General features: G+C 59.8%; 21 protein-coding genes. 5 read left to right on the plus strand and 16 right to left on the minus strand.

Going from position 1 to position 25,270, the window contains the following annotated elements:
- Nucleotides 1-20: 20 nt before the first annotated feature.
- The 8 genes from EKN07_RS10275 to EKN07_RS10310 all read right to left on the minus strand — a co-directional run bounded on the left by EKN07_RS10275 (nt 21) and on the right by EKN07_RS10310 (nt 9,519).
- Nucleotides 21-2,225, minus strand: a complete 2,205-nt coding sequence (locus EKN07_RS10275; RefSeq protein ID WP_164546656.1) for an LPXTG cell wall anchor domain-containing protein — start codon at nt 2,223-2,225, stop codon at nt 21-23.
- 234 nt (nt 2,226-2,459) lie between these two features.
- The gene (locus EKN07_RS10280; RefSeq protein WP_108716745.1) at nt 2,460-3,398 is read right to left on the minus strand and encodes an ROK family glucokinase; all 939 of its coding nucleotides are present in this window, start codon (nt 3,396-3,398) and stop codon (nt 2,460-2,462) included.
- Between the two features lie 176 nt (nt 3,399-3,574).
- On the minus strand, nt 3,575-3,958 hold the full coding sequence (locus tag EKN07_RS10285) for a DUF2218 domain-containing protein (protein ID WP_108716397.1): 384 nt from the start codon (nt 3,956-3,958) through the stop codon (nt 3,575-3,577).
- 156 nt (nt 3,959-4,114) lie between these two features.
- Nucleotides 4,115-5,575, minus strand: coding sequence for an FAD-dependent oxidoreductase (locus EKN07_RS10290; protein ID WP_164505528.1), 1,461 nt, complete (start codon nt 5,573-5,575; stop codon nt 4,115-4,117).
- Nucleotides 5,576-6,136: 561 nt separating this feature from the next.
- The gene (locus tag EKN07_RS10295) at nt 6,137-6,520 is read right to left on the minus strand and encodes a hypothetical protein (protein ID WP_126146337.1); all 384 of its coding nucleotides are present in this window, start codon (nt 6,518-6,520) and stop codon (nt 6,137-6,139) included.
- 114 nt (nt 6,521-6,634) lie between these two features.
- On the minus strand, nt 6,635-7,537 hold the full coding sequence (locus EKN07_RS10300; RefSeq protein WP_126146338.1) for a hypothetical protein: 903 nt from the start codon (nt 7,535-7,537) through the stop codon (nt 6,635-6,637).
- A gap of 150 nt (nt 7,538-7,687) precedes the next feature.
- Entirely contained in the window at nt 7,688-8,515 is an 828-nt protein-coding gene (locus EKN07_RS10305) for a hypothetical protein (RefSeq protein ID WP_108716393.1), read from the minus strand.
- A 125-nt stretch (nt 8,516-8,640) separates the two neighbouring features.
- Entirely contained in the window at nt 8,641-9,519 is an 879-nt protein-coding gene (locus EKN07_RS10310) for a DUF6612 family protein (RefSeq protein ID WP_108716392.1), read from the minus strand.
- Nucleotides 9,520-9,969: 450 nt separating this feature from the next.
- On the opposite strand from EKN07_RS10310, the gene dnaK reads away from it, so the two are divergent.
- The 5 genes from dnaK to EKN07_RS10335 all read left to right on the plus strand — a co-directional run bounded on the left by dnaK (nt 9,970) and on the right by EKN07_RS10335 (nt 14,636).
- A complete protein-coding gene (dnaK, locus tag EKN07_RS10315) occupies nt 9,970-11,847 on the plus strand; it encodes a molecular chaperone DnaK (protein WP_108716391.1) in 1,878 nt (625 codons plus the stop codon).
- Entirely contained in the window at nt 11,844-12,503 is a 660-nt protein-coding gene (locus tag EKN07_RS10320) for a nucleotide exchange factor GrpE (RefSeq protein WP_126146339.1), read from the plus strand. The genes dnaK and EKN07_RS10320 overlap by 4 nt, the downstream gene beginning before the upstream one ends.
- Before the next feature lie 103 nt (nt 12,504-12,606).
- A complete protein-coding gene (locus EKN07_RS10325) occupies nt 12,607-13,626 on the plus strand; it encodes a J domain-containing protein (protein WP_126146340.1) in 1,020 nt (339 codons plus the stop codon).
- A gap of 6 nt (nt 13,627-13,632) precedes the next feature.
- On the plus strand, nt 13,633-14,130 hold the full coding sequence (locus EKN07_RS10330; RefSeq protein ID WP_126146341.1) for a MerR family transcriptional regulator: 498 nt from the start codon (nt 13,633-13,635) through the stop codon (nt 14,128-14,130).
- A 104-nt stretch (nt 14,131-14,234) separates the two neighbouring features.
- Nucleotides 14,235-14,636, plus strand: coding sequence for a hypothetical protein (locus EKN07_RS10335; RefSeq protein ID WP_108716387.1), 402 nt, complete (start codon nt 14,235-14,237; stop codon nt 14,634-14,636).
- Nucleotides 14,637-14,749: 113 nt separating this feature from the next.
- Here the strand turns inward: EKN07_RS10335 and EKN07_RS10340 are convergent, their stop codons facing one another.
- From EKN07_RS10340 to EKN07_RS10375, 8 genes are all read right to left on the minus strand, one after another.
- Entirely contained in the window at nt 14,750-15,424 is a 675-nt protein-coding gene (locus tag EKN07_RS10340) for a response regulator transcription factor (protein ID WP_126146342.1), read from the minus strand.
- Nucleotides 15,425-15,435: 11 nt separating this feature from the next.
- Nucleotides 15,436-16,800: a HAMP domain-containing sensor histidine kinase gene (locus EKN07_RS10345; protein ID WP_241228176.1), complete on the minus strand. Its 1,365-nt coding sequence runs from the start codon at nt 16,798-16,800 to the stop codon at nt 15,436-15,438.
- 161 nt (nt 16,801-16,961) lie between these two features.
- Nucleotides 16,962-18,035, minus strand: a complete 1,074-nt coding sequence (locus EKN07_RS10350; RefSeq protein ID WP_126146344.1) for a phosphotransferase — start codon at nt 18,033-18,035, stop codon at nt 16,962-16,964.
- Nucleotides 18,032-19,204 carry an aminoglycoside phosphotransferase family protein gene (locus tag EKN07_RS10355; RefSeq protein WP_126146345.1) on the minus strand — a complete coding sequence of 391 codons (1,173 nt, stop codon included), beginning with the start codon at nt 19,202-19,204 and terminating at the stop codon, nt 18,032-18,034. Before EKN07_RS10355 ends, EKN07_RS10350 begins: the two co-directional genes overlap by 4 nt.
- 2 nt (nt 19,205-19,206) lie before the next feature.
- A complete protein-coding gene (locus tag EKN07_RS10360) occupies nt 19,207-21,006 on the minus strand; it encodes an ABC transporter ATP-binding protein (protein WP_126146346.1) in 1,800 nt (599 codons plus the stop codon).
- The gene (locus tag EKN07_RS10365; RefSeq protein WP_240611269.1) at nt 21,006-22,409 is read right to left on the minus strand and encodes a glycosyltransferase family 4 protein; all 1,404 of its coding nucleotides are present in this window, start codon (nt 22,407-22,409) and stop codon (nt 21,006-21,008) included. Before EKN07_RS10365 ends, EKN07_RS10360 begins: the two co-directional genes overlap by 1 nt.
- Nucleotides 22,409-23,869 (minus strand): glycosyltransferase family 4 protein, encoded by a 1,461-nt coding sequence (locus EKN07_RS10370; protein WP_108716381.1) that lies wholly within the window; start codon nt 23,867-23,869, stop codon nt 22,409-22,411. The genes EKN07_RS10365 and EKN07_RS10370 overlap by 1 nt, the downstream gene beginning before the upstream one ends.
- Nucleotides 23,866-25,047, minus strand: a complete 1,182-nt coding sequence (locus tag EKN07_RS10375) for a glycosyltransferase (RefSeq protein ID WP_108716380.1) — start codon at nt 25,045-25,047, stop codon at nt 23,866-23,868. The genes EKN07_RS10370 and EKN07_RS10375 overlap by 4 nt, the downstream gene beginning before the upstream one ends.
- Nucleotides 25,048-25,270 lie beyond the last annotated feature (223 nt).

The following is a 25,270-nucleotide window of genomic DNA, read 5'->3' on the forward strand; positions in this document are numbered from 1 at the left end:
GCGAGTGATCTATGGGTGCGTTAGGCTTTCGCACTACGACGTCGCAGCACGACTCCGGCACTTCCCAGTAGTACGAGGGTGACTGCCACTGCGGCAATACCCGTCACATTCGCGCCGGTCTTCGGAAGTCGTGCCGTCTTCGGAAGCGCTGGGGCGGCCTGGCTTGTTGTCAGCGTCTCCTCTGCCTCACCACAGGTACCCTGCGAGATCACGTTGCCGTTGCGGTCGTACGTTGTTTCCACATAGCCATAGGTGGCCTGCTTGCCAGATGGTGTGGTGTACAACTCCGTCTTATACTCGCCCGCTACGCCGTCGTGATCGAGACGGCTCGTCCAGACCGGAGTGTCACAGGTCGGCGCGGAGTCCTTGGCCCACGTGTACAACTGGACCTCCGTATATGATCCCTGCGGGAACGATCCCGTCAGCGTCACAGTATCCGCGATCTTATCGCCGGGCTGCAATGTGCCACCCTTTTCGGAGAAGGCCTTAGTTGTCACCGTACCGAAGGTGGGGGAGACCTGCTCGTCCTTGTCCATATCCGACGTCGTGATCGCTACCGTACGCGAATCACCCGCGTAAGTTGAGACGACGACGTAGGTGCCGACGCCTAGATCCCAATCGATCTGGAAGTCGGTGGCACTAATCGTGTATTCGCCGTTCTTCGCGGGAGTCTCGACCGTTGCGAGAGGAGTCAGCCCTTCGGTAACGCCTTCCTTCAACTCAGTGTGCTTGGGAACGAAGTACAACGAATGAGAGATCGCCTGCGCATCCGCCTTCCAGCCTTCGATGCCGGCGAAAGAGGTGTGGTCTTCGGGCATACCCGTTACCGTGATGACATCTTTGATGCCGGCCTTGCCATTACCCAGGTCTTCCTGTGTTGCCTTCGAGGTGATATTCGGTGTCCACGGCGCCACGGTGGTTTCGGAGAGCTCGAAGAATTCGGATGCGTACTCGTTGATGTATGCGGCGTGCTCACCTTGAGCGGCCTTGTCCACATGCGCCTGGAAGAAGTAGAAGCCCTCCTCCGGGGCATGAATCGATCCCTCCGTATCCTGAGTGCCGGGGCCATTGAAGGCTAGCTGATAGGAGCCCAGTTTCTTGCTGGCGAATGCCGTGCCATCGGTAGTGGGTGCGGTGGGGCTGGCAAAGGGGCCGTACACATCGACCGTTGCAATAACAGGAACGGGGGTATCGGTGCCGGGTACATTCATCCAGTTGTCGGCGGATGCAGTAACCGTGTCAACCAATGCATCGCCCTTGTTGATCTTGGCAGACTTAACCGTCGTGGCAATCTGTGGGGAGAACTCAACGGTGGATCGCACGGAAGCCTTGCCGTTCAGCGACTCCTTTTTGTTCAGAATAATGAAGTTCTGTGCACGCTGATTCTGAGTGGTGGCATTTCCGATCACACCGGTTGAGATCCATGCCTGCGACGTCGGCAGATCCTTGACTGTGAGTTCGACGGCGACCTCACCGCTCGCGGTGGCGCGGATGGACTCGGATTTGGCCGAGCCGGAGGTTGTTCCGGTCACAGTCGTGCCACCGGTACTGTCGAACACTGCCGGCCCGGTGATTTCTAGGGTGTAGGTGTATCCAGAGAGCCAGTTGCCTGCCGCAGATTTTGCGCCGATATTGCCGATGGAGCCCGTAACACCATCAGGAAGGTCGAGGGTGGGTTGTACGGTGTAAGGACCACCGTACTGCTCAGCCCGGCTTGCTAGTTCTGCGGAGTTCTTCGCCGGAGACTTCAACTTGTCAGCATTGGTTGAAGCGTACGTGCCGTGCTCTGCCTGCTCGTACACACTCCCTTCGTACATTCCGGCTGCACGAATGATGGCGATCTGTGCTGTTGCAGCAGATTCGTCGGTGCTGATGTCAGCGGTGGAAGCGATGTAGGCCATCTGTCCGAGTTGCGTGGCATCGGAGATGGTCGCGCTCCTGTTTCCTCCTAGTGAGCGGACATCGAGTGAGTTCACCGGTGCTGCGGGGTTCATATGCCCCTGAGTTACGGAGTTACTTGTAACAGATGCGGTACCGCCGTCTGCGGCACACATGTAGGAGTTTCCTTCCGGACCAACTTCGACGCCGGTGTGGAGCGACGAGCCGGTGAAATATCCGGCGCCTGATTTCCATCCGGGTGCTGCTGCATTTGCAGCAGGCAGAACCGAGAGGGTGAGAAGGCTGATGCTCGCGATCGAAACAATCCCCTTCAATTTGCGTAACAAGATACTGTTCCTTTCCTTCGGGTCTGTGAGCGTGTGCAGCAGACCCAGTCCGTCGGTGGTCGCAAACCCGCTGGGATGATAGGCCACCTGTACGTGACAATAGAGGCTGGAACATGGCGGCACAATGGGGAGAAACGCCCATCCAGTACCCATTTGAAAAGTTGCAATACCGGCGCGTTTAGCGTAGGCTCAATTTTTTCTATCTAATGGGTGTAGTAGAAGTGGTTACCGCTCTTACAATCGGCCGAGGTCAGCTGCGCCGATGATTCCTGCCGCAGAGCCGAGCGTGGCGATCATGATCTGGGGAGTGCGCCGATAGGCGCGAGCAGTGAGCAGCTCCTCAAACGATTCTCTCGTGGGCGTCAGCAGTAGATCGCCCGCCTCGCATACGCCACCAGCAAGAACAAAAACCTCGGGGTCCAGTACTGCCGCGAGGTCGGCCAGCCCGCGGCCCATCCAATACCCGACGTTGTTGAAACAAGCGAGCGCACAGGGGTCTCCCTCTTGCGCGGCCTGCGTCACCATTTGCCCGGTAATGGCCTCGGCGGATCCACCGGCGAGCTCCAGCAAACGTGCGGCGTAGTTAGGTTTCTCGTGGGCTACCTGCCGTGCGTCACGCACCAGTGCGCTGCCGGAGGAGTACGCCTCCCAGCAGCCTATGAGCCCGCAGTTGCAACGGTGGCCGGTTGGTTCGAGGCAGATATGCCCAATTTCGGCGGCGAAGCCCGAGGCGCCGCGTATGAGTTGGCCATCGATAATAATGCCTCCGCCGATGCCGGTGCCAACGGTCACAACCGCAACGGACTGGGCGCCGACGGCCACACCGAAACGATATTCGGCCCACGCCGCCGCACTCGCATCATTCTCCACGACGACGCGTTTACCAGTTGCGTCTGCTACCCGCTGTGCGAGAGGGAAATTCCGCCAGGGAAGATTTGGGGAGAAGACAACTTCCCTGCGGTCTGCGGTGACGAAGCCCGCAGCGCCGATGCCGACCTTGGTGATGCTGGCAGCTTCTGGAAGTTCAGCGATGCAGTCGACGATTGTTTGCACGACGGCGTCGGCGTCATGCGCTGGGGTTGGCTTGCGTAATGACGCAATGATCTGCCCGTCACTCACCAGCCCGGCGGCGATTTTAGTACCGCCAACATCTACACCGATTGTCATGCTCATATGCATATCTTGGCATACTCTCCGAAGCCGCGGCGAGATGCCTGGTTTGCGACGTGGATCTTTCTCCAATTGGCGTTTCGGCGGTGCTCGGCGCGGTGCCGCCCTGTTCTCGGACTCTGCGCATCGAGTGCGGATTGCGCTGGGCAAGGTGCCGCATGACCACTCTCGGTGTATGTCTAGATGGCGGGACCGGCGCCCCCTCGCGCACGCATGCGAGCGCGAAAGGCTTCAACTTCGGCCGGATCAAACGGTCCCTGAGAGCTCCCGGCTGAGCCATCGTCGCGCTGCCAGGAGACGCGCAGAGAATCCCCCGCACCGAAGCGCGCGACGTGAATGCCTACAACTTCTTCAAAATGAGCGACGTCCTTGGCGGGAGCCTCCATGTTCATGATCAGTGCCTCCGCGGTGGCCTGCAGATGCACGGTGACGGGCTTATCGGGAAAGGCGAGGACGCCGGAGTCCCCATCCCAACTGGTCGTGATGCGGCGAGCCATATGGGATACGAGTTGTTTACCGTAGCGCTGTGCTCGGTAGGTGGTAACAGTAGCGATAGACTTCATGTAAGGAACTCCTAACTTAGGAATATCGTGCCTCGGTCGGGAGGTGAACGGAAGCGATGTCCACATATGAGACAGGAAGGGGCCGGTCCGATGAAATATCACAGGACCGGCCCAAGGTGGCGCGTCTCACAACGGCGTCGTCATGGGAAGCGAATGCTAGTTCTCCGCTGACTTGATGACCTCTCCGGCATGATCGGCAGCCACCCAACCAGAGGTGTACGAGAAGCCGCTCACCGTTCCGGGAACGTCAAGCGGGTACGAATCGCCCCACAGGCCCGCCGCCTCGGAGCCGACACAATAGAGCCCGGGAATGGGCTCGTGAGTGTCAGCAGCAATGACCTGAAGGTTTCCGTTGACGGCGATCCCTCCCAGAGAGATCAGGTTTCCGGGAGTCATCGTGACCGCATAGAACGGCGGCTCAACTACCTCGCGCAGGTACCTCGGATTTGTGTAGTAATCCGAGTCCGCGCCCGCCTTGCAGTGTTGGTTGTAACGGGCGATGGTGGCCAGGAAGGTCTCCCGATCAAATCCGATCTGGTCGGCGAGTTCTTCCAAGGTGTCCGCCATGTAGGCGGTGTCCGTCTCCACATCCTGCTTCAACTCCGCGTCCAAGTGGCTCAAAGCTGCGTGATACGGAATGAAGGTGCCAAGCGAGATGTCACTACCAGCGGTTTCCAGATGGCGCTTTGTGGCGGTGTCAAAGATCGTGTATGTAACCGCGTCAGGAGCTTGCGCAATGATATTCGCCGCATCGGCAAAGTTCATTGCAACGGTCTCATCGGTGAACCGCGAGCCGAACTTGTTCACCCACAGATAGGGTTGCGATCCGGCGCCGCTGATATGCGAGGTGATCTCCCGATCCTTGGCCACGGGCATCAGAGCCATCGCTCCGGTTAAGTCGCGCAGGCCGCCGATCTCCTCGACCATCCGAAGATCGTCACCGGTGTTTCCCGGCGTGCCCAGCTCGACGATCTTGCGGCCGTTCTCGCCGAAACGAGAGAAGGCGACGACGGCGTCGGGATCCGATGAATAACCTCCACCGGCAAGGATCACAGCCTTGGCTCCTATGCGAATGGTTTCGCCGTTGGAATCGAGTGCCTCGACGCCGACGACTTTTCCATCCTCCACGATGAGATGCTGCGAGGCTGTGTTGGTGAAGATTTCGGCGCCGTGCAGTTGCGCCTGCTTCTCCAGCAGCCTAATGATCTCTACGCCTTCGCCTTCGGCCCAGTGCATCGTTTTCAGTTCGGTGTCCTGTTCGAGGGCGTAGACAGTGACGTCCTCCCAGACCGCTCCCATGGCGGCGAGTTTGCGAATGGTCTCCGCCGAGTTGTGGACGAACATGCTGATCACATCCGCGTTTCCACGGAAACTGCTCAGCGCCATGTAGCGGTGGAAGCCCTGCTCCTGCGTTACGGTGATACCGCGCTTGGCCTGCTCCTCTGAATCGAAGGCCGCTGAGCCTTCGACAAACTGGCCGTGCCCGCCAATGCGGTCGAGCTTTTCAAGCAAAGCGACGCTATTGCCGTTGGTCGCGGCTTCTGCTGCGGCAAACATTCCGGCAGCACCGGCACCGGAAACTACAATGTCGTATTCGACATCGAATGTTGCGGACATGTGGTCCTCCTTTATTTCGGTCATCTTTGACTGAATTTGTTCGTGGTGCCCAGTCAATCTGCCCAGTGCCCAGGCCCTGTGCTGGCAACCCTGCCACTTCTTCCACCCCCGTCGGCGGCGTTGCCGGAGTGCCTTCGGTGGTAGTTGATTGTGCGTTACGCTGCCCGCTGGGCTCGCCATGAGCAGGCTGGGCAAGAGTCTGATCGGATATGTGGCCGACCAACGGATGGCCGATTGGCGGGCACCCTGAATGACATTGATGACGGCGGTGATGAGCCAATGCTGTCACCTGCCGTATGGTGTGGCCGTCGAGCGACGTTGTTCTCGCCGCGTCGGCGCGGCTCGGGCAACAGTCTCATGTGGCGGCTGATTTGTATTTTACCCAAGGTGGGTAGGCGTGGCAAGGGTCACGATAGAGGATTGGTGATGGCACCATCGGCGGAGGTTCTAATCCAAGTGGACGTAGTCGTGGCGTCGTCGCCGCGCCATCGGAGTTGCCCGATTTGCGGTGCTCCGGGCGGTCTGCATGGTGCGTCAGGCACGGCGGCTGGTCATCGTATTTCAGGTGTCTTCCGCGAGCTCATCCGGGAGGTCGAAAGCAGACGGTAGGTACTGGCGTTCCAAGGTTATCGAGACTTCAACGGTCGCCGACCCACCATCAGAAGCCGGAACAGGTTCACTGTCTGAAGTGATCACGCAGGAGAACTCTAGTCCGAGGTTAAAGATCTGGTGGGAGCTTGGGCCGGCATGTATGGTCACTTTCGCGTATCCAGCAATATCTCCTCCGGCACCGAGTGAATCGCGGAGTTGATTGGCAGGAACGAAGCCGACGATACTTTCTTCTTGCGTATGAGGTGATTCGGTGGCGACGGTTGGCAGAGCCATCCCCGTTTGTGGTGCGCTTGCCTCCTGACCGCTGCAACCTGCGAGCAGCTGGCCAGCCATGAGCGCACATACGAGGAGAGTGAGGTGAATTCGCGAGTGGCGGGTCATGGGGCTCAAGCCGTAGTTGGGTGACGCTGATGTATATCCAGACTAGCCGAGCAGGGCGCAGGCTGATCAGTTGTCTCCGGAGTCGGCTGGGTCTCCCGCCGCATCCAGAACCGCGGCGGGGATTTCGAGGTCAACGTCAGGGTCGCGCTCTGCCGTTGCCCTAATGGTTGTTTTGAGGCTGTCGTTTCGGTTGATCACGTGATCGGTTGTTTCGGTGTCTAGTTCTATTGTCCACTCGTACAGCTCGAAGGACTCTGCATCAACCGAAAGCGTCAGAGTACCGGGAGAATCTGATTCTGCCGTGACATTACCGTCAAAATAGCTACTGAAAGACTCGGGGGTCACTTTTCCGGTGATGGTGTAAGAATCCTCGCCGTCGCGGGCGACTTCCGCATCGGCGAGCATAGCAACCCAACTGTAGGCGACGCCGGTGTCCAGCACAGCGTCATTCAGCGATTGGGGGCTAATGGAGGCGATCTCGTTGGCGGACACGGTGGACGAACTCCACGTACCAGAATCAAAGGAATAGACTGTCGCGGTCTCACCGTCGTACTTGAAGTAACTGGTGGTTTCGGTTGGCTGCGCTTGCCCATCGGCTTCGCTTGCTTTGATTTCCAGTGTCTGAGTGCTGCTATCGACGCGGATATCAATGACACTATCGATAGATCGCGGTTCTTCGCCCACAGCTGTTGTTACCTCGCGGGAGATTTCTAGGTGAAGATTGCGATCCTGCGTGAGATGGGTGAAGAAGGACTCCCTGTTCTGGGAGGCCACCTCTTTTGCCTTCGCGACGATTTCTTCGTCTGTTAACTCGCTGTTGATCTCACTGAGCGTAGTGGTCGGACCATCAGTGGTTGTTGAAGTGCTGGTAGTCGCTTCTTCTTGAGCGCTGTTGCCGCATCCGGAAACAATCAACCCGGCGACGGCGAATGCGGCCAAGGCGCGATATGGGGTGCGTCGGTGTTTCAAAAGGGTCTCCTTAGCCGTAAGTTCTTGATTGTCGCCGTGTTGTCGGCTCCGTCGGTCTTTCGGGGCCAGCCCGAGCCGGGCCGCGGTGGACGGGCGCGCTTCGTCCGAGTGTCGCGCATTGCCAGGAAAGCGTTGAACGTGCTGCGGGAATTACTTGTCGTCAGAGCTCGTGCCGCGTGCCGTACCAGCAGCTTCCAGAACCGCAGCGGGGATTTCGAGGTCGACATTCGCATCGCGTTGTGCGACCCATCCAACTTCGATGGTCATATGCGCGCTCTCTCCTTCTGTGCTTACATCGATTGACACGTCAAGCGTTAGCTCGAAGACTTGGTACGACGAGGCATCCGCTGTAACCGTGAGCTCTGCGGATCCGCCGTCGATATCGAGGTCGCCAGACTCCCTAAAAAGTTCGGCAAGGACGTCCGGCGAAATCTTCCCGCTGATGGTATAAGAGTCCTTATCTGAGGTGACGGTTACGTCCTGAAGGTTGAAGAGGTAGTCAAGTAGATCTGCCGGATCTACATCCTGCCCACTGAGATTGAGACTATCCAGGGAGACGACCTGCGATTGCCAGCTTCCGTACTCGTCCGAGTACAGCGTCATACTGTCTCCGTCAATCTGGCCGTACATAACGGTATGCGCAGAATTCGACCTGGCGCCCTGCATCTTGGAGTCGACCGTCATATGAAGGAGCTGCGTATCCGCGTCGCCGAGAATTGTGGCGTCAACGCTAAGACTCGTCTCGCTGTCATTGGCCGGATTGACGACGAGCTTCGTGTTCATCTCGAGCTCCGCGTCCTCATCAAGCTCGGTGTAGTTGAGTGCGGAGCGTTCTTGTGCGGTTTCTTTGACGCGGTCAAAGATTTCTTGTTCGCTCTCCGTTAGGGGCGGAGTACTTGAACCGCAGGCTGCAAGGGCAAATGCGCCTACGAGTGCCAGTACCACTGACACGAGGCGGGAAGAATGTGTGTGTTGCATGGGGTGCTCCGTATTACTAGCTGAGTGGCGGGGAGCGGGGCCCGGCAAAACCGAGCCCCGCGAGGTGGAAATCCGCTGCCCAGGTGCGTTCGTCGCCTCGAAAGGCAACGAACGCGCGGCCCGGATCAGTTGTCGCTAGAGCTTGAGTCGCCCGCACCCGCGGTGCCGGCCGCTTCCAGCGCCTCGGCGGGGATTTCGACGGTTTCGTCGGCATCGCGCTCGGAGGTCATGTTCATATTCATCACGATGTTCCCTGATGAACCGTTGTCTTCGATATTCATATCCATTTCGAGCGTCAACTCGTATATCTCGAAGGTTTCGGCGTCAACAGAGATTGTCAGCGTACCGACGGACTCGGCGTCCGTCTCGTAGTCAAACATCGTCTTCACCAGGGAGGGATCGAGATCGGTAGTGAGGGTGTATGAATCCTCGCCTCGTGTCACCGTCGCCTTGTCGATGCCATCGACGAGGGTTGTGATGGTCGCAAGGTTAGTGGTTCCTTCACCTGCTTGGCTGATCTCATCGGCACTGACGGCCGTGGTCTGCCAGACCCCGCCGTTGTTTATGTATGCAGTGAGAGTGTCTCCCTCGTACTGGAAGTAGCTGGTCGTGTCAACCTGCTGATCGCTGCCAAGATTTCCCTTGACACTCATCTCCATCGTTTGATTGTCGTTATCCGCACGAGCATCCAGGGTGACAGTCATTGACTGTGATGGTATTCCTTCCCCTGTCATTTGCGCAGATGACTCCATGTGGACATTGAGGTCCCGGGTGATCGAGTTGAAGGAGAGCTGCTCGCTCTGTTCGGCAGTTTCCTTGACCTTGGCGATGATTTCTTCATCGGTGAGGTCATCATTTGCGGCATTGTTCGCAGATACGGTGGCATCTTCGGAAGTGCCAGCGGTCGTCTCCTTGCTGTTCGAGTTGTTACCGCAGCCCGATAGTGCGAGTGCGCCTGCTAATGCGACGGCACCGAGCGATGTGAGAAAACGTGTGTGAGTCATATTCACTCCAATTGATTCGTGTGACTGTACGTTCTCACGCTAACGCTGATCGCGAGAGTTGGCTATGGGTATCATTCCCCACGCCTTCAGCGCGACATTCTCTGAATCCGCGCGTATACTACGCCCCACCTGCTCTCAGTGGAGTCATGGCTTCATGCGCTCCGCTGTCGGAACGATCACCAAATCCGACTCGATGTGACGGTCCTCATGTATCTGCGTCAATGTGGATGGAATATATGGGCGAGAACAAAAGTTGAGCTTAGTAGACTCAAGAATGGCCCAGTCGGTTGGACACAAGTCCGCCGGTGGTTCAGACTTGAAGGGTGCAACCGCCGAGGTTACTTATGCAGCCTTCGGCCGGACGACCCGCGAATACAACGTTAAGGGCGCTTAGACTTGCCGGTTTAAGCGCCAGCGGGCGCGGCGAGCGCCCCGGATAGGAGAGAAGATATGGCACGTGCAGTCGGTATCGACCTTGGCACAACGAATTCCTGCGTCACCGTCCTGGAGGGTGGCGAACCCACTGTTATCGCAAACGCGGAAGGGGCGCGAACCACGCCCTCCGTCGTCGGCTTTTCGAAGACGGGCGAAGTGCTAGTTGGCGAAGTAGCCAAGCGGCAGGCGGTGACAAACGTTGATCGGACGATCTCCTCCGTCAAGCGCCACATGGGTACTGACTGGAAGGTGGATATCGACGGAACAACCTATACACCGCAGCAAATCTCGGCCTTCATTCTTCAGAAGCTGAAGAAGGATGCGGAAGCATACCTGGGCGACACGGTGACCGACGCGGTTATCACCGTTCCTGCCTACTTCAACGATGCGCAACGGCAGGCCACCAAGGACGCCGGAGCTATCGCCGGTCTAAATGTACAGCGTATTGTCAATGAGCCGACCGCTGCCGCTCTGGCCTACGGCCTGGAGAAGGGTAAGGAAGATGAGTTGATCCTCGTTTTCGATCTGGGTGGCGGTACCTTTGATGTCTCCCTGCTGGAAGTGGGTAAGGACGACGACGGCTTTTCCACCATCCAGGTGCGTGCCACCTCCGGTGATAACCGTCTCGGTGGTGACGACTGGGACCAGCGCATTGTTGATTGGCTTGTGGAGCAGGTCAAGGCCTCCTCCGGCGCCGACCTGTCCAAGGATAAGATCGCGCTGCAGCGCCTGCGTGAGGCCGCCGAGAAGGCGAAGAAGGAACTCTCTTCCGCCACGACGACCTCGATCTCGCTGCCGTATATCTCCATGTCGGATTCCGGTCCGATTCATGTGGATGAGACGCTTTCCCGTGCGAAGTTCGAGGAAATGACGAAGGATCTGCTGGAGCGTACAAAGCAGCCTTTCGCCAATGTCATCCGTGACGCCGGTATCAAGGTCTCGGAGATTGACCACGTGGTGTTGGTGGGAGGTTCTACCCGCATGCCGGCCGTATCAGATGTGGTCAAGGATCTGACCGGAGGCCGGGAACCGAACAAGGGTGTGAACCCCGATGAGGTCGTCGCCGTCGGTGCCGCTCTGCAGTCTGGTGTTATCACCGGCGACCGCAAGGATGTACTCCTCATCGACGTGACCCCGCTATCCCTCGGCATCGAGACCAAGGGCGGCATTATGACTAAGTTGATCGAGCGGAACACCGCGATCCCGACGAAGCGCTCGGAGACCTTCTCCACCGCAGAGGACAACCAGCCATCGGTATCCATCCAGGTGTTCCAGGGGGAACGCGAGTTCACCCGTGACAACAAGCCGCTGGGCACCTTCGACTTGACCGGCATCGCCCCGGCGCCGCGCGGTATTCCGCAGATCGAGGTTACCTTCGATATCGACGCCAACGGAATCGTGCACGTATCGGCGCGTGACAAGGCGACCGGCAAGGAGCAGTCGATGACCATCACCGGCGGCTCAGCCCTTCCGAAGGATGAGATTGACCGCATGGTCAAGGAGGCCGAGGCGCATGCCGCCGATGACGCCAAGCGCAAGGAGGACGCGGAGACGCGTAACCAGGCGGAGCAGACGGTGTACTCCATCGACCAGCTCCTCAAGGACAACGCGGACAAACTTCCGGACAGTGTCTCCACCGAGGTCAAGGAGGCTACAGACAAGGTACGTGAGGCACTCAAGGGTGACGACACGGATGCCGTACGGACCGCGCTGAATGAGCTCAACGAGAAGTCGCAGGCTATCGGTCAGGCATTGTACGCACAGACCCAGGCCGAGCAGTCCGGTGGATTTACCGATGCCGGTCAAGCGGGGCAGACCGCCGGCGCCGAGCAATCCTCGGATGAGGAGGTTGTGGACGCGGAAATCGTTGACGACGAGGATAACAACAAGTGACTGTGAATAACGGCAATGATGAGCGGACGCCCGAGGAATGGGAGCCGGTAGATGGTTCACCGCCGGACGATGCTTCTCAGGGCGCGGAGGAAGCTCGCGCTGTGGATGGGCAGAAGCCCCTTGCAGAGGAAGCTACTGCCGAGCGCGCCGGTGAAACCACCGGCTCCGCCGCCGCGGCCGAGTCTGCCGAGGAACTAACAGACCCACTCTCCGAAGCCATGGCGACGATCTCTTCGCTGGAGGAGCAGCTTGCCCGTGCGCGCGCTGACCACTACAACCTGCAGCAGGAGTACCACGGCTATGTTCGACGCTCCAAGCAAGAGGGAGTGCAGCGCCGGGAAGAAGGCATCTCCGCCGTGATTGAGACCCTGCTGCCGGTGCTGGACGATATCGAACTCGCACGCCAACACGGTGACCTGAGCGGTCCAACCGGGTTGATTGCGGAGAAGGTTGAACAGAGCCTGCTAACGAATTATGGGGTTGAGCGCTTCGGAGCCGTCGGCGACGAGTTCGATCCGCAAATTCACGAGGCGCTGATGCATGAGACATCCGCGGAAGCGACCAGTGAAACCGTGGGGACTTTGATTCAACCGGGCTACCGCTTGGGTGACAAGGTACTGCGAGCAGCACGTGTGGGAGTGGTTTCCCCGCAGTGACAATATCCTGATTGTGGCGGGCCCAACGGGGTCCGCCACAATGGACATGAATGATGCACCGCCGGGCACGCCGAGCGGTGGACTACCAAGGAGGTGAGGTGTAATGGCAGCGAGTCAGGACTGGATTCAGAAGGATTTCTATAAGGCCCTCGGGGTGTCGAAAACCGCCTCCGCCGAGGAGATTAAGAAGGCGTACCGCAAGCTTGCCCGCCAGTATCACCCGGACCGCAACCCGGGTGACAGAGCAGCCGAAGAACGCTTCAAGGAGATCGGCGAGGCTTACCAGGTCCTCTCCAATGAAGAGGACCGGAAGCAGTACGATGCCATCCGTGCCTTCGGCAGTGGCGGGCCGCGATTTGCCGCCGGTGGTTCCGGGAGCGCCGCGAACGGTGGATTCGAGGATGTTTTCTCCTCCATGTTCGGCCCGGGCTCCAATGTTCGTTTCTCCTCGGGAAATGCCGGAGGTGTTGGGCTTGACGACATGTTGTCATCAATGTTCGGAGGAACGGCACGAGGCCGCTCGACTACCGGCCGGTCCCGAGGTTTTGGTTTTGGATCCAGCCGTCGGCCTGAACGCGGCAGCGATCTCCGCTCGGAAATCTCCATTACACTGCGCCAAGCCGTGGCCGGGACGACGGTCAAGGTGCAGACTGCGCGTGGCAATTCCGTGACAGCCCGGATCCCCGCCGGGGTTCTTGATGGTCAACAGATCCGTATTGCGGGCAAGGGCGGCGAGGGCCGAAATGGTGGGGAGAATGGTGACATTATCATCACGGTCCATGTGGAGAAGCACCCGGTTTACGAGGTGCGTGGCAAGGACGTGTATGTCAATGTGCCGGTTTCCTTCGCGGAGGCTGCTCTCGGCGCCACGGTGGAGGTCCCGACATTGGACGGAAAGAACGTGCAAGTGAAGATTCCGGCTGGATCGTCTACGGATAAGTTGCTGCGCGTCAAACGTAAGGGGCTTCCGCAGGGGCACGGTAACGGCGATATGTACGTGCGGCTCAAGGTGGCGGTGCCCAAATCGCTCTCTGACGAGGCACGCCGGGCAGTGCAGGTATTCGCGGCCGCCACACGTGATGCCGATCCGCGGGCGGAGTTCAAGAACCTAGCGAGGAGCTGATGACTCATGGCTAGTCGAGATGCCGCGATCCTTACCGTGTCCGTTGCGGCGCAGCTGGCAGGAATGCACCCGCAGACACTCCGGCAGTATGATCGCCTAGGCCTGGTTCCCGCCCGCCGTACCCGTGGCGGTGGCCGGCGCTATTCGCTGGCCGACGTCGACCGGCTCATTGAGATACAGCGCCTTTCCCAGGAGGAGGGCATCAACCTCGCCGGAATTTCACGCATTATCGATCTGGAAAACGATGCTGCCAAACTCAGGAGGCAAGTGGCGCGGCTACAAAAGCAGGTCGCGCAACGCGATGAACTCCTGGAGCGGTACCGGATGCTGGAACACCGGGTGTTCGCTGCCGCTGCCGACGGCGACGTCGTCGTCGTATCCCATCAAGAGGAGTTGCGACAGCGCCTACGGCAGTACAGTTCCGGTGCTGAGCTTGTGCTTTGGCGTCCACGCTTGCCCGCGCGGCGGCGGGAACAGGACAATGACGACCAAGTAGCTTCATAAGAGTTTTCTCATCTGCTGCCGACGCGCATCTCATCCGTGCCTGCTGTACTTAATTGTACAAGGCGACAATGCTCGCGTGTGGTAGAGAAAGAGAGGGCAGACGCATGGGACTCGAAAGGCGACGCCTGAGCGTCATCTTGACCGGAATTGCTGTCCTTGGAGCGGCTGTGGGGTGGGGGCTGTATGCCATGGCCAATGACTCAAGTCCGACGGTACGAGAACCGGAAGTCGTCGTGACGACTCCGGCATCACCGTCAGCCAGTACGGAACCTGCCTCCGCTCCGAGCACGGAGACTACAACAGATGCCCCTACGGACTCGCTGAGCGAGGAACCGGCGGGTGCAACAACGCAGAACCCTGCACAGAGCCCGGCTCAGAACCCAGCTCCGGTAGTGACGAATAATCAACCCGTTGTTGTGAAGCCGGCGGCACCCGTGGCAGTCGATGACGACGATGATGACGACGTTGATGACATCGACGACGATGATGACATCGACGACGACTGAGTTGCGGTAGGGCCAGGCTTCCGTGGTAGCCGGATTGGCCGAGCGATTGCTTGTCGATCAAAGGGCTCCGGGAGCCTGGTGGCCGCAGCGGGCGTAGTGGTGATCGGTAGGCGTCAGCGCAATCGGTAACCCATACCCCGAACCGTCTCGAAGCGTTCCTTGCCGAGCTTGTTGCGCAAATACGAGACGTACACATCCACCACATTGGAGCCGGGGTCGAAATCAATGCCCCACACGGCGCTCAGGAGCTGTTCGCGGCTGAGTACCTGTTGCGGATGACGAAGGAACATTTCCGCGAGGGTAAATTCGCGCGCGGACAGGTCAACCCATTGGCCATCCACCTGGGCGCGGCGCGTCAAGAAATCCAGAACCAGGCCGTTGTGGCTGAGGCTGGTGCCTCCAGGCTCCTGATAGATGCCCTGTGCTGGTTCGCTTCGCAGACGCACACGAATGCGAGCGAGGAGTTCTTCAAAGGAGAAGGGCTTGGGCATGTAGTCGTCGGCTCCGCCTTCGAGGCCTGCCACACGGTCGGTGACCGATGAGCGTGCGGTCAGCATAATCACCGGTGCGGTGACCCCCTGGCCGCGTATACGTTCAAGGACTTCAAAGCCATCGATATCAGGTAGGCCAACATCCAGGATGATGAGGTCGAACTCTCCTTGGGTTGCTAGAAGGGCAGCCTCCTCGCCGGACGCCGTTGATTCGGAGGTGAAACCTGCTGCCTTGAGACCCTTGGCGATGAATGAGGCGATTCGGACCTCGTCTTCCACGATCAGAATAGTGCTCAATTTAATCCTCCTCAGATTGTTGTGATCGGCAGCCGCAGGGTGAACAAGGATCCCTCTCCCAGAGTGGAGGCGATGTGCAGGCTGCCGCCGTGAGCGGTGACAATAGTCTCAACAATACTCAGTCCCAGGCCGGAACCGGGAACCGTTCGCCCGGCCGTGTCGACACGGCCGAAACGTTGCCGTACACGTTCGATATCTTTCGGGGCGATTCCAATTCCCTGGTCACGTACCCACAGATGTACCTCATTGCCATGAACGGCAGAGCCCAGGGCTACCGGGCTGCCGGGATTGGAGTATTTGACTGCGTTTGCGGCGAGCTGGAGCCATGCTTGGGTGATACGAATGGGATCGGCCGAGGCCTCGATGTTTGCGGTGCTTTCCAAGCTCCACGGACGTTCGTCTAACGCGCGGGCCTTCTCGAAGACTTGTTCCGTCAATTCGGCAATCTGGCAGGGGACAGTCTGTACGAAGTCCGTTGTTGATGCACGCGCGAGTTCGAGGAGGTCGTTAACGAGGACGCCCATACGGTCGAGTTCATCGAGGACTAGCGCCCGGGTTTGTCGAACATCTTCCTCATCGTGCGGATCAACAAGTTCGAGATGCCCGCGGACCACGGTGATTGGCGTGCGTAACTCGTGTCCGACGTCGTCCAACAGTTCCCGCTGGCCTTCGACGGAGCGTTCAATACGGTCCAGCATACGATTCATGGTGACGGCAAGCGCCGCCAAGTCATCGCGGCCGCGCACTGGCACGCGAGTCTTCAGGTCGCGCTCATCGATGGACTGTGCCGCTTTACGAAGATCCTCAATGGGCCGGAGCAGTCGATCCGCTGCGAGCCAGGCGAGGACGGCGATCAGTGCCAGTGTGATGAGTGCCGTAACGCCGTAGAGCAGCATCGTGTTGCGGAACTCGCGCAGTGACACCCCGAGATCGATAACGTGCAGAAGAGCCCCGTGGTCGGCGCCAACGCTGATCGGTGCCACTAAGACGATGTACTCGGCGGACCGAGTGCGTATCGGTTCGATGATGGCAGTATTGCCGGAAACATAGGTGGCGACGGCGGAAAGTAGTTCCTGATCGTCCTCAGGTCGTAGTTCGACATCCGGCGAGGCGACCCAGGCGATGGTCGTTCCGACGAAGCCGAGTTCTCCCTCAGCTTCGCCCATAATCGACCGGCTGAGGAATGTTTCCAGTGCCTGTGAAGCGTCCATGAACTGCTCGCCGGTGGCGGGATAGATGCCGCTGGCCGCCTGGCTGCGGAACTGGTTGAGAATCCGCTGTAGCTGTTCGGTGGCGTTGGCACGAATGTTGTGTTCCTGCAGGACGGTGACTACCGCTCCCGATGCCGCTAGCGCGATGCCTGCCAAGAGGACCATGGTCCACATGATCCTCACCCGGATGGAAGCAGAAGGCTCGGCGGCGCGCGCCTGCTCCGCCGACTCGACGTCGGCCTGAGCGGGCCCACTCGGTCGGTTCCTATGCCGCGTAAAACGCCTGATTGCTACTCCTTTCGGCAGGCCGAACTCGGGAGGTCTTGCTACCGGTGGTCATCGCGTAGATACCGGTCAATCCACTCGGGAAGCCACGCCTGTGCAGGTGGCCGAAATGCATGGACAAAAGCAAGACGTAGACGCGCGGAACGCAAATAAGCGTCAAAGCGCGCGGACGTCGCTGCGGAACGTGCCACTGCGTTATCGAGCATATCAAGCACTGCGGTCGCAAACGCGGGAGTATACGAATGGCTTGCTGCGGATGCTTGCGAGGGAGTGCTGCTGGAGAGTCTCGACGATCCGATATGTGGACGCGGTAGGTTACTACTGATTAGCGCTCCCAGTTCCACATGCGCGCGGAGATTTGCGAGGTCGAGCGCCGCCTCTGCGGCACAGGCCGTATCTACGTCAAGAATTCCGAGGGTGCTCCCGTCCCAGAGGATCTGACCATCGTGCAGGTCGCGATGGGAGAACACCAGCGAGTCGCCATGGTGCTGCAGTGCGTCACAGACCTGGGCGACGGCGCGTCCCAGCCGGGGAAGCTCGGGAAGCGCATGGAAGGCCTGTGCCCAACTGAACCAGCGATGCAACACCGCGGCCTCGTCACGGCCGGTATGGATGGTGAGGTCGGCGAGATCGGTATGAGCGGCCATGTTCGGCCACGTATCGCAGAACTGGTGCCAAGCCTTTCGGGCGTCGTCGCCGACGGTTCGCAGGCTGACACCGGGAAGGATAGTGAAGACTACATTGGCCGCAGAACTGCTGATGACGTTGGCGCCGCGCAATCCATAGCGAGAAAACACCTGTGCCGTCGCGCGCGTCTTCTCCGCAATGGACTGGGCGCGCCCCGGGCGTACCAGTTTGATCACCTTCCCAGGGCCGACGACGACGGCACGGCGGCCCATTCTGTGCACGACAAGCCGTCCGGGCAGACTCGGGGACAGCTCCGGCAGAGCGGGGTCGCTGGCGTAGGGGAGGAGTTCGACGCCGCCGTCGTGGCCGATACGTCCCGCGCGCAGGCGGTCGCTATCCCTGCGTTCGAAGATGACAGCCCCATCATCCCGCGGCCATGCGCGCTCGACGCCGCGCAGTGTGAATAGAGTCCCCAGAGCAGTCTTCACAGCAGCGCCTCGATACGCCCAATCCGGTCGGCCATGAGCTCCCGCCACGCGGGGTCTGCGCCGCGCAGGGGATCCGCCACTCGAGCCAGCAGCGACCGCAGAAGCATGGCGCGTAAGGCTTGCGCGGGTAGATCGCGCAGCGGGGAGCGCCGATGCTGTTGCCAGCCATCGCGGTATCCCAAAAGCAGGGCCTCCTCGGCGCCGTCGTCGGCAACCGCGAGATACGATCCGATATCGAGACTGGCCGGTGCCACACAGAGGCGATCAAAATCGGTGATCCAGAGAGCGCCGGAAGCTCGGTGCAGCAGAAACTGGTCGGGGGAGGCGTCCCCGTGTGCCAGAACCAGCGGTAGCTGGGGCGGGCGGGGTAGGCGTTGCGCGATACCTCGCAGGCGCTCGGCCAGTGGTTTGTCGAGGGCGTCCAATACGGCAGCATGCGTTGCTGCTTGCCTGGCGCCGGTATCGGAGTCCCATACCGGCAACGCGTCTCGCTGCGACTCGGGCAGGCGCCCGGAGATGGCATGCAAGGTCGCCAGGAGTCGACCGGCCCGATACGTAGCGTCGGCGTCGTCAACAGCGGATAAATCGGTATCTCCAACGAAACGTAGAACGCTGATATGCGGGTCCTCTCCGTCGTCCAGCCGAGGAGAAACGGCCAGATGTTCCGCCAGAAAGCCGTGCATCCACCGGTTCAGTTGTGTCGCCTGCGCACTGATGCGCACCACTTCTTCGCCGCGGTGTATAACGATTCGGCGCAACGGGTTATAACGCAGAATGTCGCCAGAGATCCCGCCTGGAAAAGAGCGGTTGATGTACTTGGCCAGGCGCGGATCGGTGGCGATCTCACCGGTTTCAAGCAGGATGTCGTCGGAGAATTGCTGGGTGCGTGCCGCACCCCCCAGGCGTTCAGCCCACTGTTGGGCCCGTTCGGCCTTCGGATGGCTGCCAGGCCAGAGGAAACGTGCCCACCCCACTGGGGTGCCGGTTGCTTCCTCCGCGAAGGAGGCGGCGACACTCACATTCGGTTTTATGCGTACACGTGTGGCGTGAACCTGCTCGCCGATCAACTCACTGAACCGATCTTGATCGAGGATGTGGGCGAGTATAGCCGCGGTGGTGTTGTTTGGTGTGCCAGAGCTGGCGGATGTGTTGCCTACTAGAGCGTTCATATCTATCCTCCAATATGGATCTGGTCGGCCTGGCGTCCACTGGCATTGATCCAGTCGCGGAATACTCTGTTATTGGCGAGCAGATCATTCGGCTTGCCGTCCAGGAGGACGTAGCCGCCTTCAATCCAGACGACGCGCGTGGCGCGCAGTGCCACCTCGGCGTCGTGAGTGACGGTAAGAGTGGTGCGACCACGGCTGAGACTATCAATCGCGTTGAGAACTAACTCGGCGGACTCCGGGTCAAGACCGGTTGTTGCCTCATCCAGGATGACGACTGGGGTGTCGCGTAGCAGGGCGCGCGCGATGGCGATACGTTGGCGCTGGCCGCCCGAGAGAGTGTCGCCGCGCTCGCCTACGATGGTCTCATACCCATCGGGTAACTCCATGATGAAGTCGTGCGCATGTGCGGCGCGTGCGGCTGCCTCCACTTCGGCGTCGCTGGCATCCTGGCGTCCAAGCCGGATATTGTGTTTGATGGAGCCGGTGAACAGTACCGCATCCTGGTGCAGCAGTGAGACACTGGAACGTAGCTTAGCCAGATCAAGATCCCGCAGCGAATAACCATCGAGTGTTACGCGGCCGATGACGGGGTCAATTGCGCGTACGAGCAGCGAGACAAGCGTTGATTTTCCAGCTCCCGACGGACCGATGATTGCCACGTGCTCGCCGGGAGATATCTTCAGGTCGAGACCATGGAGGACTTCGTGACCGTCGTATTCGGTAACGACGTTTTCAAAGGCAACTTGGCCCGTAATCCGACCTGGCCACAGAGGCCTTTCCGGCGAGACCACCTCGGACTTGGCATCCATAAGATCGGCAACGCGTTCTCCGGATGCACTGGCGCGGGCGATTCGACCGGTGTATTTCGCCATGTCACGCAGAGGTTTCATCGTTGTACGCAGATAAGTAGTGAACAGTACCAGCTCCCCCGGTGTCATTGCACCTTGAATGACCCGTATTCCGCCGCCCACCATGACGACGGCGGTTGCTAGGCCAACGATGACATCGGTGCCGCGTTCCAGCCGGGCGGCCAGACGCAGTGATTTGACGCCTTCGCTTAGCGCACGCTGGTTGGCTCCACCGAAATGCCCTTCCACCTCTGCTTCCAGACCGTATGCCTGCACGATCCGGATCGCGCTGAGTGCCTCCTGCGCAGTGTTGGCGAGTTGTCCTTCGCCCTTGCGCGTCCGGCGTGCGGCTGATGTGATTTTCTTCGACGAGCCGGATGATACGGGGATGAATAGCGCGATAGCGGCGACGACGGCCAGCGCTAGCAGCGGGTCCAGGACGAACATGATCACAAGCATCACAGCCAGCGTCGTCATATTGGCTAACAGGGGAAGACCCGCGGTGATTGCCACCTCCTGTAGGCGTGCGACATCACTGACAATGCGTTGCACGGTGTCCGCACTGCGATTATGGGCGTGGTACTGCTGTGAGAGGCCTTGGACATGATGGAATACGCGTGCCCGCAATGAGATGGCAGTACGCGATCCGGCCAGGGCAAAACTCGTGGTGGCCAGATAATTCGTCGCCGCTCGGAGGGTAACTATGGCAATAAGGAGAAGACCGCAGATCACCAGACTGGTTACCGTTGCTTGGCCCCCCGCATTCTCGGAACCGCGTGAAACGGCTATACCGTCAATAACGATCTTCAAGGGCCAGGGCTCCATGACGCGAAAAATCACTTCAAGGAGCAACGCCACCGTTCCAGCGCCGATAAGTCCCTTTTGATGTTTTGCCTCTGGGGCTACAAGGCGGAGGGTACGCAGAGCCGCGGCACGGCTAAATCGCTTCGCCATCAAGCGTCTCCTTTCTTCTGGTACGCATAGAGGATCGGACTAGCGTCTCCGCTCGCGTTGTTGCTGGTAGCCTGGGTGTTGCCGACGGGGCTGTTGCCGACGGCCGGTGGGGCGACCGCATCACTGTCTGTCTCATGCAGCCCGGCCAAACGCAGAATCCGATCAACTGCCACACTCCAACTGTGCTGGCGTTCGGCTCGTTGGCGGGCGAGACGACCGAGTCGGGCGCGCTCCTGCGGGTTAATCGCCAGGTAGTCCAGTGCCGCCGCGAGGGCGCGTGGGTCGGACGGTGGAACGAGTAAACCCACCCCGCGTAGAAGTTCCGGAAGCTGACCTACCGCAGAAGCGACCACAGGCAGACCGGCGGCCAGGTATTCGTGCACCTTCAGTGGGGAGAAGTAGTGGTCGGCGGCACGGCGTGGTTCCGGGTAAGGCGCCACGCCAATGGCTGTGCCAGCCAAGTGTTCCGGGATTCTTGCGGGAGAGACTGCCCCGCGGAAATCGGTGTCCACACGCAGCTGGCGTGCCAGCCGTTCCAGCCGATCACGTTCCGGCCCGTTCCCTATGATTCGCAGTCGCCAGGGTCCCTTCGCCACGTTCGCTGCCCGTAGCAGGTCGGCCACGCCGTGCCACGGCTTAAGGGTGCCGACGAAGGTGACGATTGCAGGACCTGATGCCTCTGGCTGAGGTCGGATCCTTTCGGTATTCACACCGTTGGGCACGGTATGTACACGAGTGCTTCCGGTGTGCGTATGAACCCAACGCTTTACCGGGTCAGACACGCAGATAACGGCCTGCGCCGCAGCGCATTGGCGCCGCAGCAGTTCCCATGCGGTGTCCTCGTCCTCCAGTTCACGGTGTGTACGTTGTTCGTCAATCAGGGGTGCGTTGACCTCCAGCACGCCAACAGGCGGGACGTCGTTGGATGGCAAGTCCCCGCCAACAGGCGGGACGTCGATGTCGAAGGGCGCACTCCCATCGACTGGCGGGACTCCCTCCTCGTCTCGCGGAGTTCCGTTGGCTGTGCGCTCCCCGCCCTCATGGCGGTTCTTTCCCCACTCGCCGTCGCCACACAGGATGGCAAGCACGCTGGAGAACAGAGAGTACCGTTCAAGAATGAGATCAGGCATGCCGTTGGCGCGAATTCGCTCTGCGATCCGCGCGGAGGCACGCTGCTGGGCGTGCTCACGCTGTGCCGTGGTAGCGGTGTCTTCTAGGGCGTTCTCCTCCACCTGCAGATCGGCCAGATCGTCTGGGACCTCCCCGCCGCGCCGCAGCGCATACACGACGACGTCGTGCCCGCGCCGACGTAGTTCACGGACTACTTCCTGAATATGAACCGACGCCCCCTTGGTGCCGAAGACTTCGATGCCGGGGTCGACACACACGTAAGCTATCCGCATCAGTGTGACTCCTCTCCTGAGATCGTGGTGGCAAGCTCGGCCATGTCGTATGCGGGTGCCTGGCTGGCAGATACGCCACCGTGGGCGCTTGGTGTGCCGTTGGACGCAGCGGCTGTGCCGTCGTACACACCGGCTGTGCCGTCGTGCACACCGGCTGTGCCGCTGTGGGAATCGGCAATGTGGCTGGCCGCACTGGCCACATCAGCAGGAGCGCTAGAGGCGGCCGTCGTCGCTGGAACTTCGGGGAACTCCGGGGATTCCCAACCCGCTAGAACCCGTGCCTGCTTGCGACTGTCGAACTGCTCTTCAATCAGGCGTCGCGCCTGGTGAGTGAGCAGCTCAGTATCAACACGCCCGTGCGCCAAGTCCCGCAGGACTCCAGCCAGGGCGACGGTGTCTCCCGGCTCGAGCAGGATCCCGGTCTCGCCGTCGCGCACCACCTCGGGCAGGCCACTGACATTGGTGGCGATAACCGGCGTTCCGGTTGCCATGGCTTCGAGGATCACCGTGGGAAGGCCATCGATGTTCCCGTCTGTGGCGCGGATACATGGCGCGGCGAAGACGTCGGAATCCTCGAGCAATTGACGCACTTCATTCTGGGTTTTTGGTCCGAGAAGATGAACATGTTCGGCGATTCCAAGTTGTTCGATCTGTGTGGCAAGTTCGCCGTATAACTCGCCGTCACCGGCGATTCTAACGTCGAGTTTAGTTCCGGCTAGCAATGCCATATGCGCCGCCGTTATCAGGTCAGCGAATCCCTTCTTGGGTACAAGTCTGCCGACGGCGGCTACCTTCAGTGCGTTGTCATCTGACCGAACCAGGCGGGCTGTTTGCTGCCGGTAAGGGAAACGAGTGAGGTCAAGTGCGTTGTATTGCAGAGATATCTGAGCGCCTGTGCCGCGTAGAACCCCGCGTAGATACGCTTCGTTAAAGCGGCTGATCGCCACCACGCGATTGGCTCCGCTGCACACGGTGCGCAGCCACACCGGGTCAACCGACTCATGAAAAATGTCCTTGGCATGGGTGGTCAGGGTGTATGGAACTCCGCTGAGCCGCGAGGCGATCCAGGCGATTCGCCCAGCAAGGGAGGCAAAATGCGCATGCAGGTGGGTAATGCCGTCCTGCCGTACCTGCCGCGCCAACCAGGCGCCCTGTGCTACTTCATCGGCGGGCAATTCGGATAGCTTCGGGAACAACTCGGCGAAACGCCTGATTAACGAGGGTTCGTCGAGGGAATCGGTGATCTCCTGCCACATCTCCGAGGCCTTGTGCGGGCGCGGTACCCATGTTACCGGAGCATTAACCTTGGCTATCTCGGGGTGAAAACGTGCATCAGTGGTGGAGCGCAGCGCGTAAATGCTCAACTGCTCTCCCTGGGCTTCCCGCGCGAGCATCTCCGTGACAACAAAGGTTTCGGAGAAGCGCGGGTAGACCTTGAGAACATATGCGATGCGGCTCATCGTGTACCTCCTACAAGAGAGTCGGACAGCAACAGGTCGGCTGCGTAGCGTGCAACATGTGCCAGTCCGTTACGTTTAATAGATGATCGGTCAATCTTTCGGGTCACGGCGTCGCGTGCCCAACGGGACAGAGCCTGGGCGGTGATTTCCTCGGAACGCATCATGTCGGCTGCCCCGATGCGGTTGAGGGCGGTGGCGCGAATGAGTTGTTCGAGTCGCGGCGTTTCGCGCGGAACAATAAGAGCTGGGGTCGTCGTTGCCAGTGTCTCGCATACCGTGTTGTAGCCACCCATGGAAATCACGGCCGCGGCACGGGCTATGTGCGTGCTTATCCCCGGTAAGGTCTTGTGGACTTCCGTTCCCACGGGCGCGAGCGCGCGAACTTCGGCGAAGTCGACGTCGTCTAGTTGCGGTCCGGCGACGACGACGTGCCGGTGTCCGGGTGGGGGTGTCAGACTGACAGCGGTTCGGAGCAGGTGATACCCATCGGAACCTCCTCCCACCGTAGTGAAGACGTAGGGTTGGGGTATCTCTTGCGCCTCCCGGTCGCTGATGCTACGCCCGGAGGCGAGATAGCCCGTGTAATGGGCGCGATCAGCTAGAGTGGGCGGGACTTCACGAGTACTGATGGAGTCATGGACTGCCGGATCGCCATAGATCCAGACATGGTCAATGATTTCTCCTAGTAACTGCGGGTCGCCGCGTTCCTCCCACTCTGCCTGTGCTACGTCGGGTGTATCGAGAATATCGCGTAGCCCAAGTACGACATGTGACTCGGGGTGCATGGTGCGCAGGCGAAGGAGCGGAGCACGCAGCTCGTGCCACACCCCGAAGATGTGGCGGTCGATAATCGTTATGTCCGGCGCGAAGTTCAGTAGCGCTGCATCGAGCAGTTCCGAACGAAGTGCAATGAGTTCCTTCGTTGGACCGCGCAGATGGCGCGGCTCGTATCCATGCCGCCCTTTTGCCACGCCGGGGATAGTGACCCAGTCGAATCCCTCCGGTAGGGGAAAGCCTAACTCGGGCGAAAGCCCAGAGATGATAAGACCCGTCAGATCGCGCCCGGTTATGGTCGGCACATCGCGTACGAGTTGATGTGCGATAGCGAGATTCCGCCGGAGGTGGCCCAGGCCTTGCGAATCATGGCTGTAAAGCACAACCTTGTGTGGATCACGCATTGGTCTTCCTCTCTTTCGTGTACGTTTCTAGGTTTACAAGCGGCGGAAAGAGGGGCATGAGCACCGGATGAGAGAATTCTCAGAATGTAACAACAGTGCAAGAAATGCAAGATTTGTGAAACATAGCGAGAGTAGTTGCGAGAGGATGGCGGCGAAAGAAGTAGAGACTACAGTTCACCTCGGGTGCTGCGCTTGAACGAATCGATGGCTACCCGCGAGCGAT

The sequence above is a fragment of the Actinobaculum sp. 352 genome (genome assembly GCF_003957265.1).
Taxonomy (GTDB): Bacteria; Actinomycetota; Actinomycetes; order Actinomycetales; family Actinomycetaceae; genus Asp313.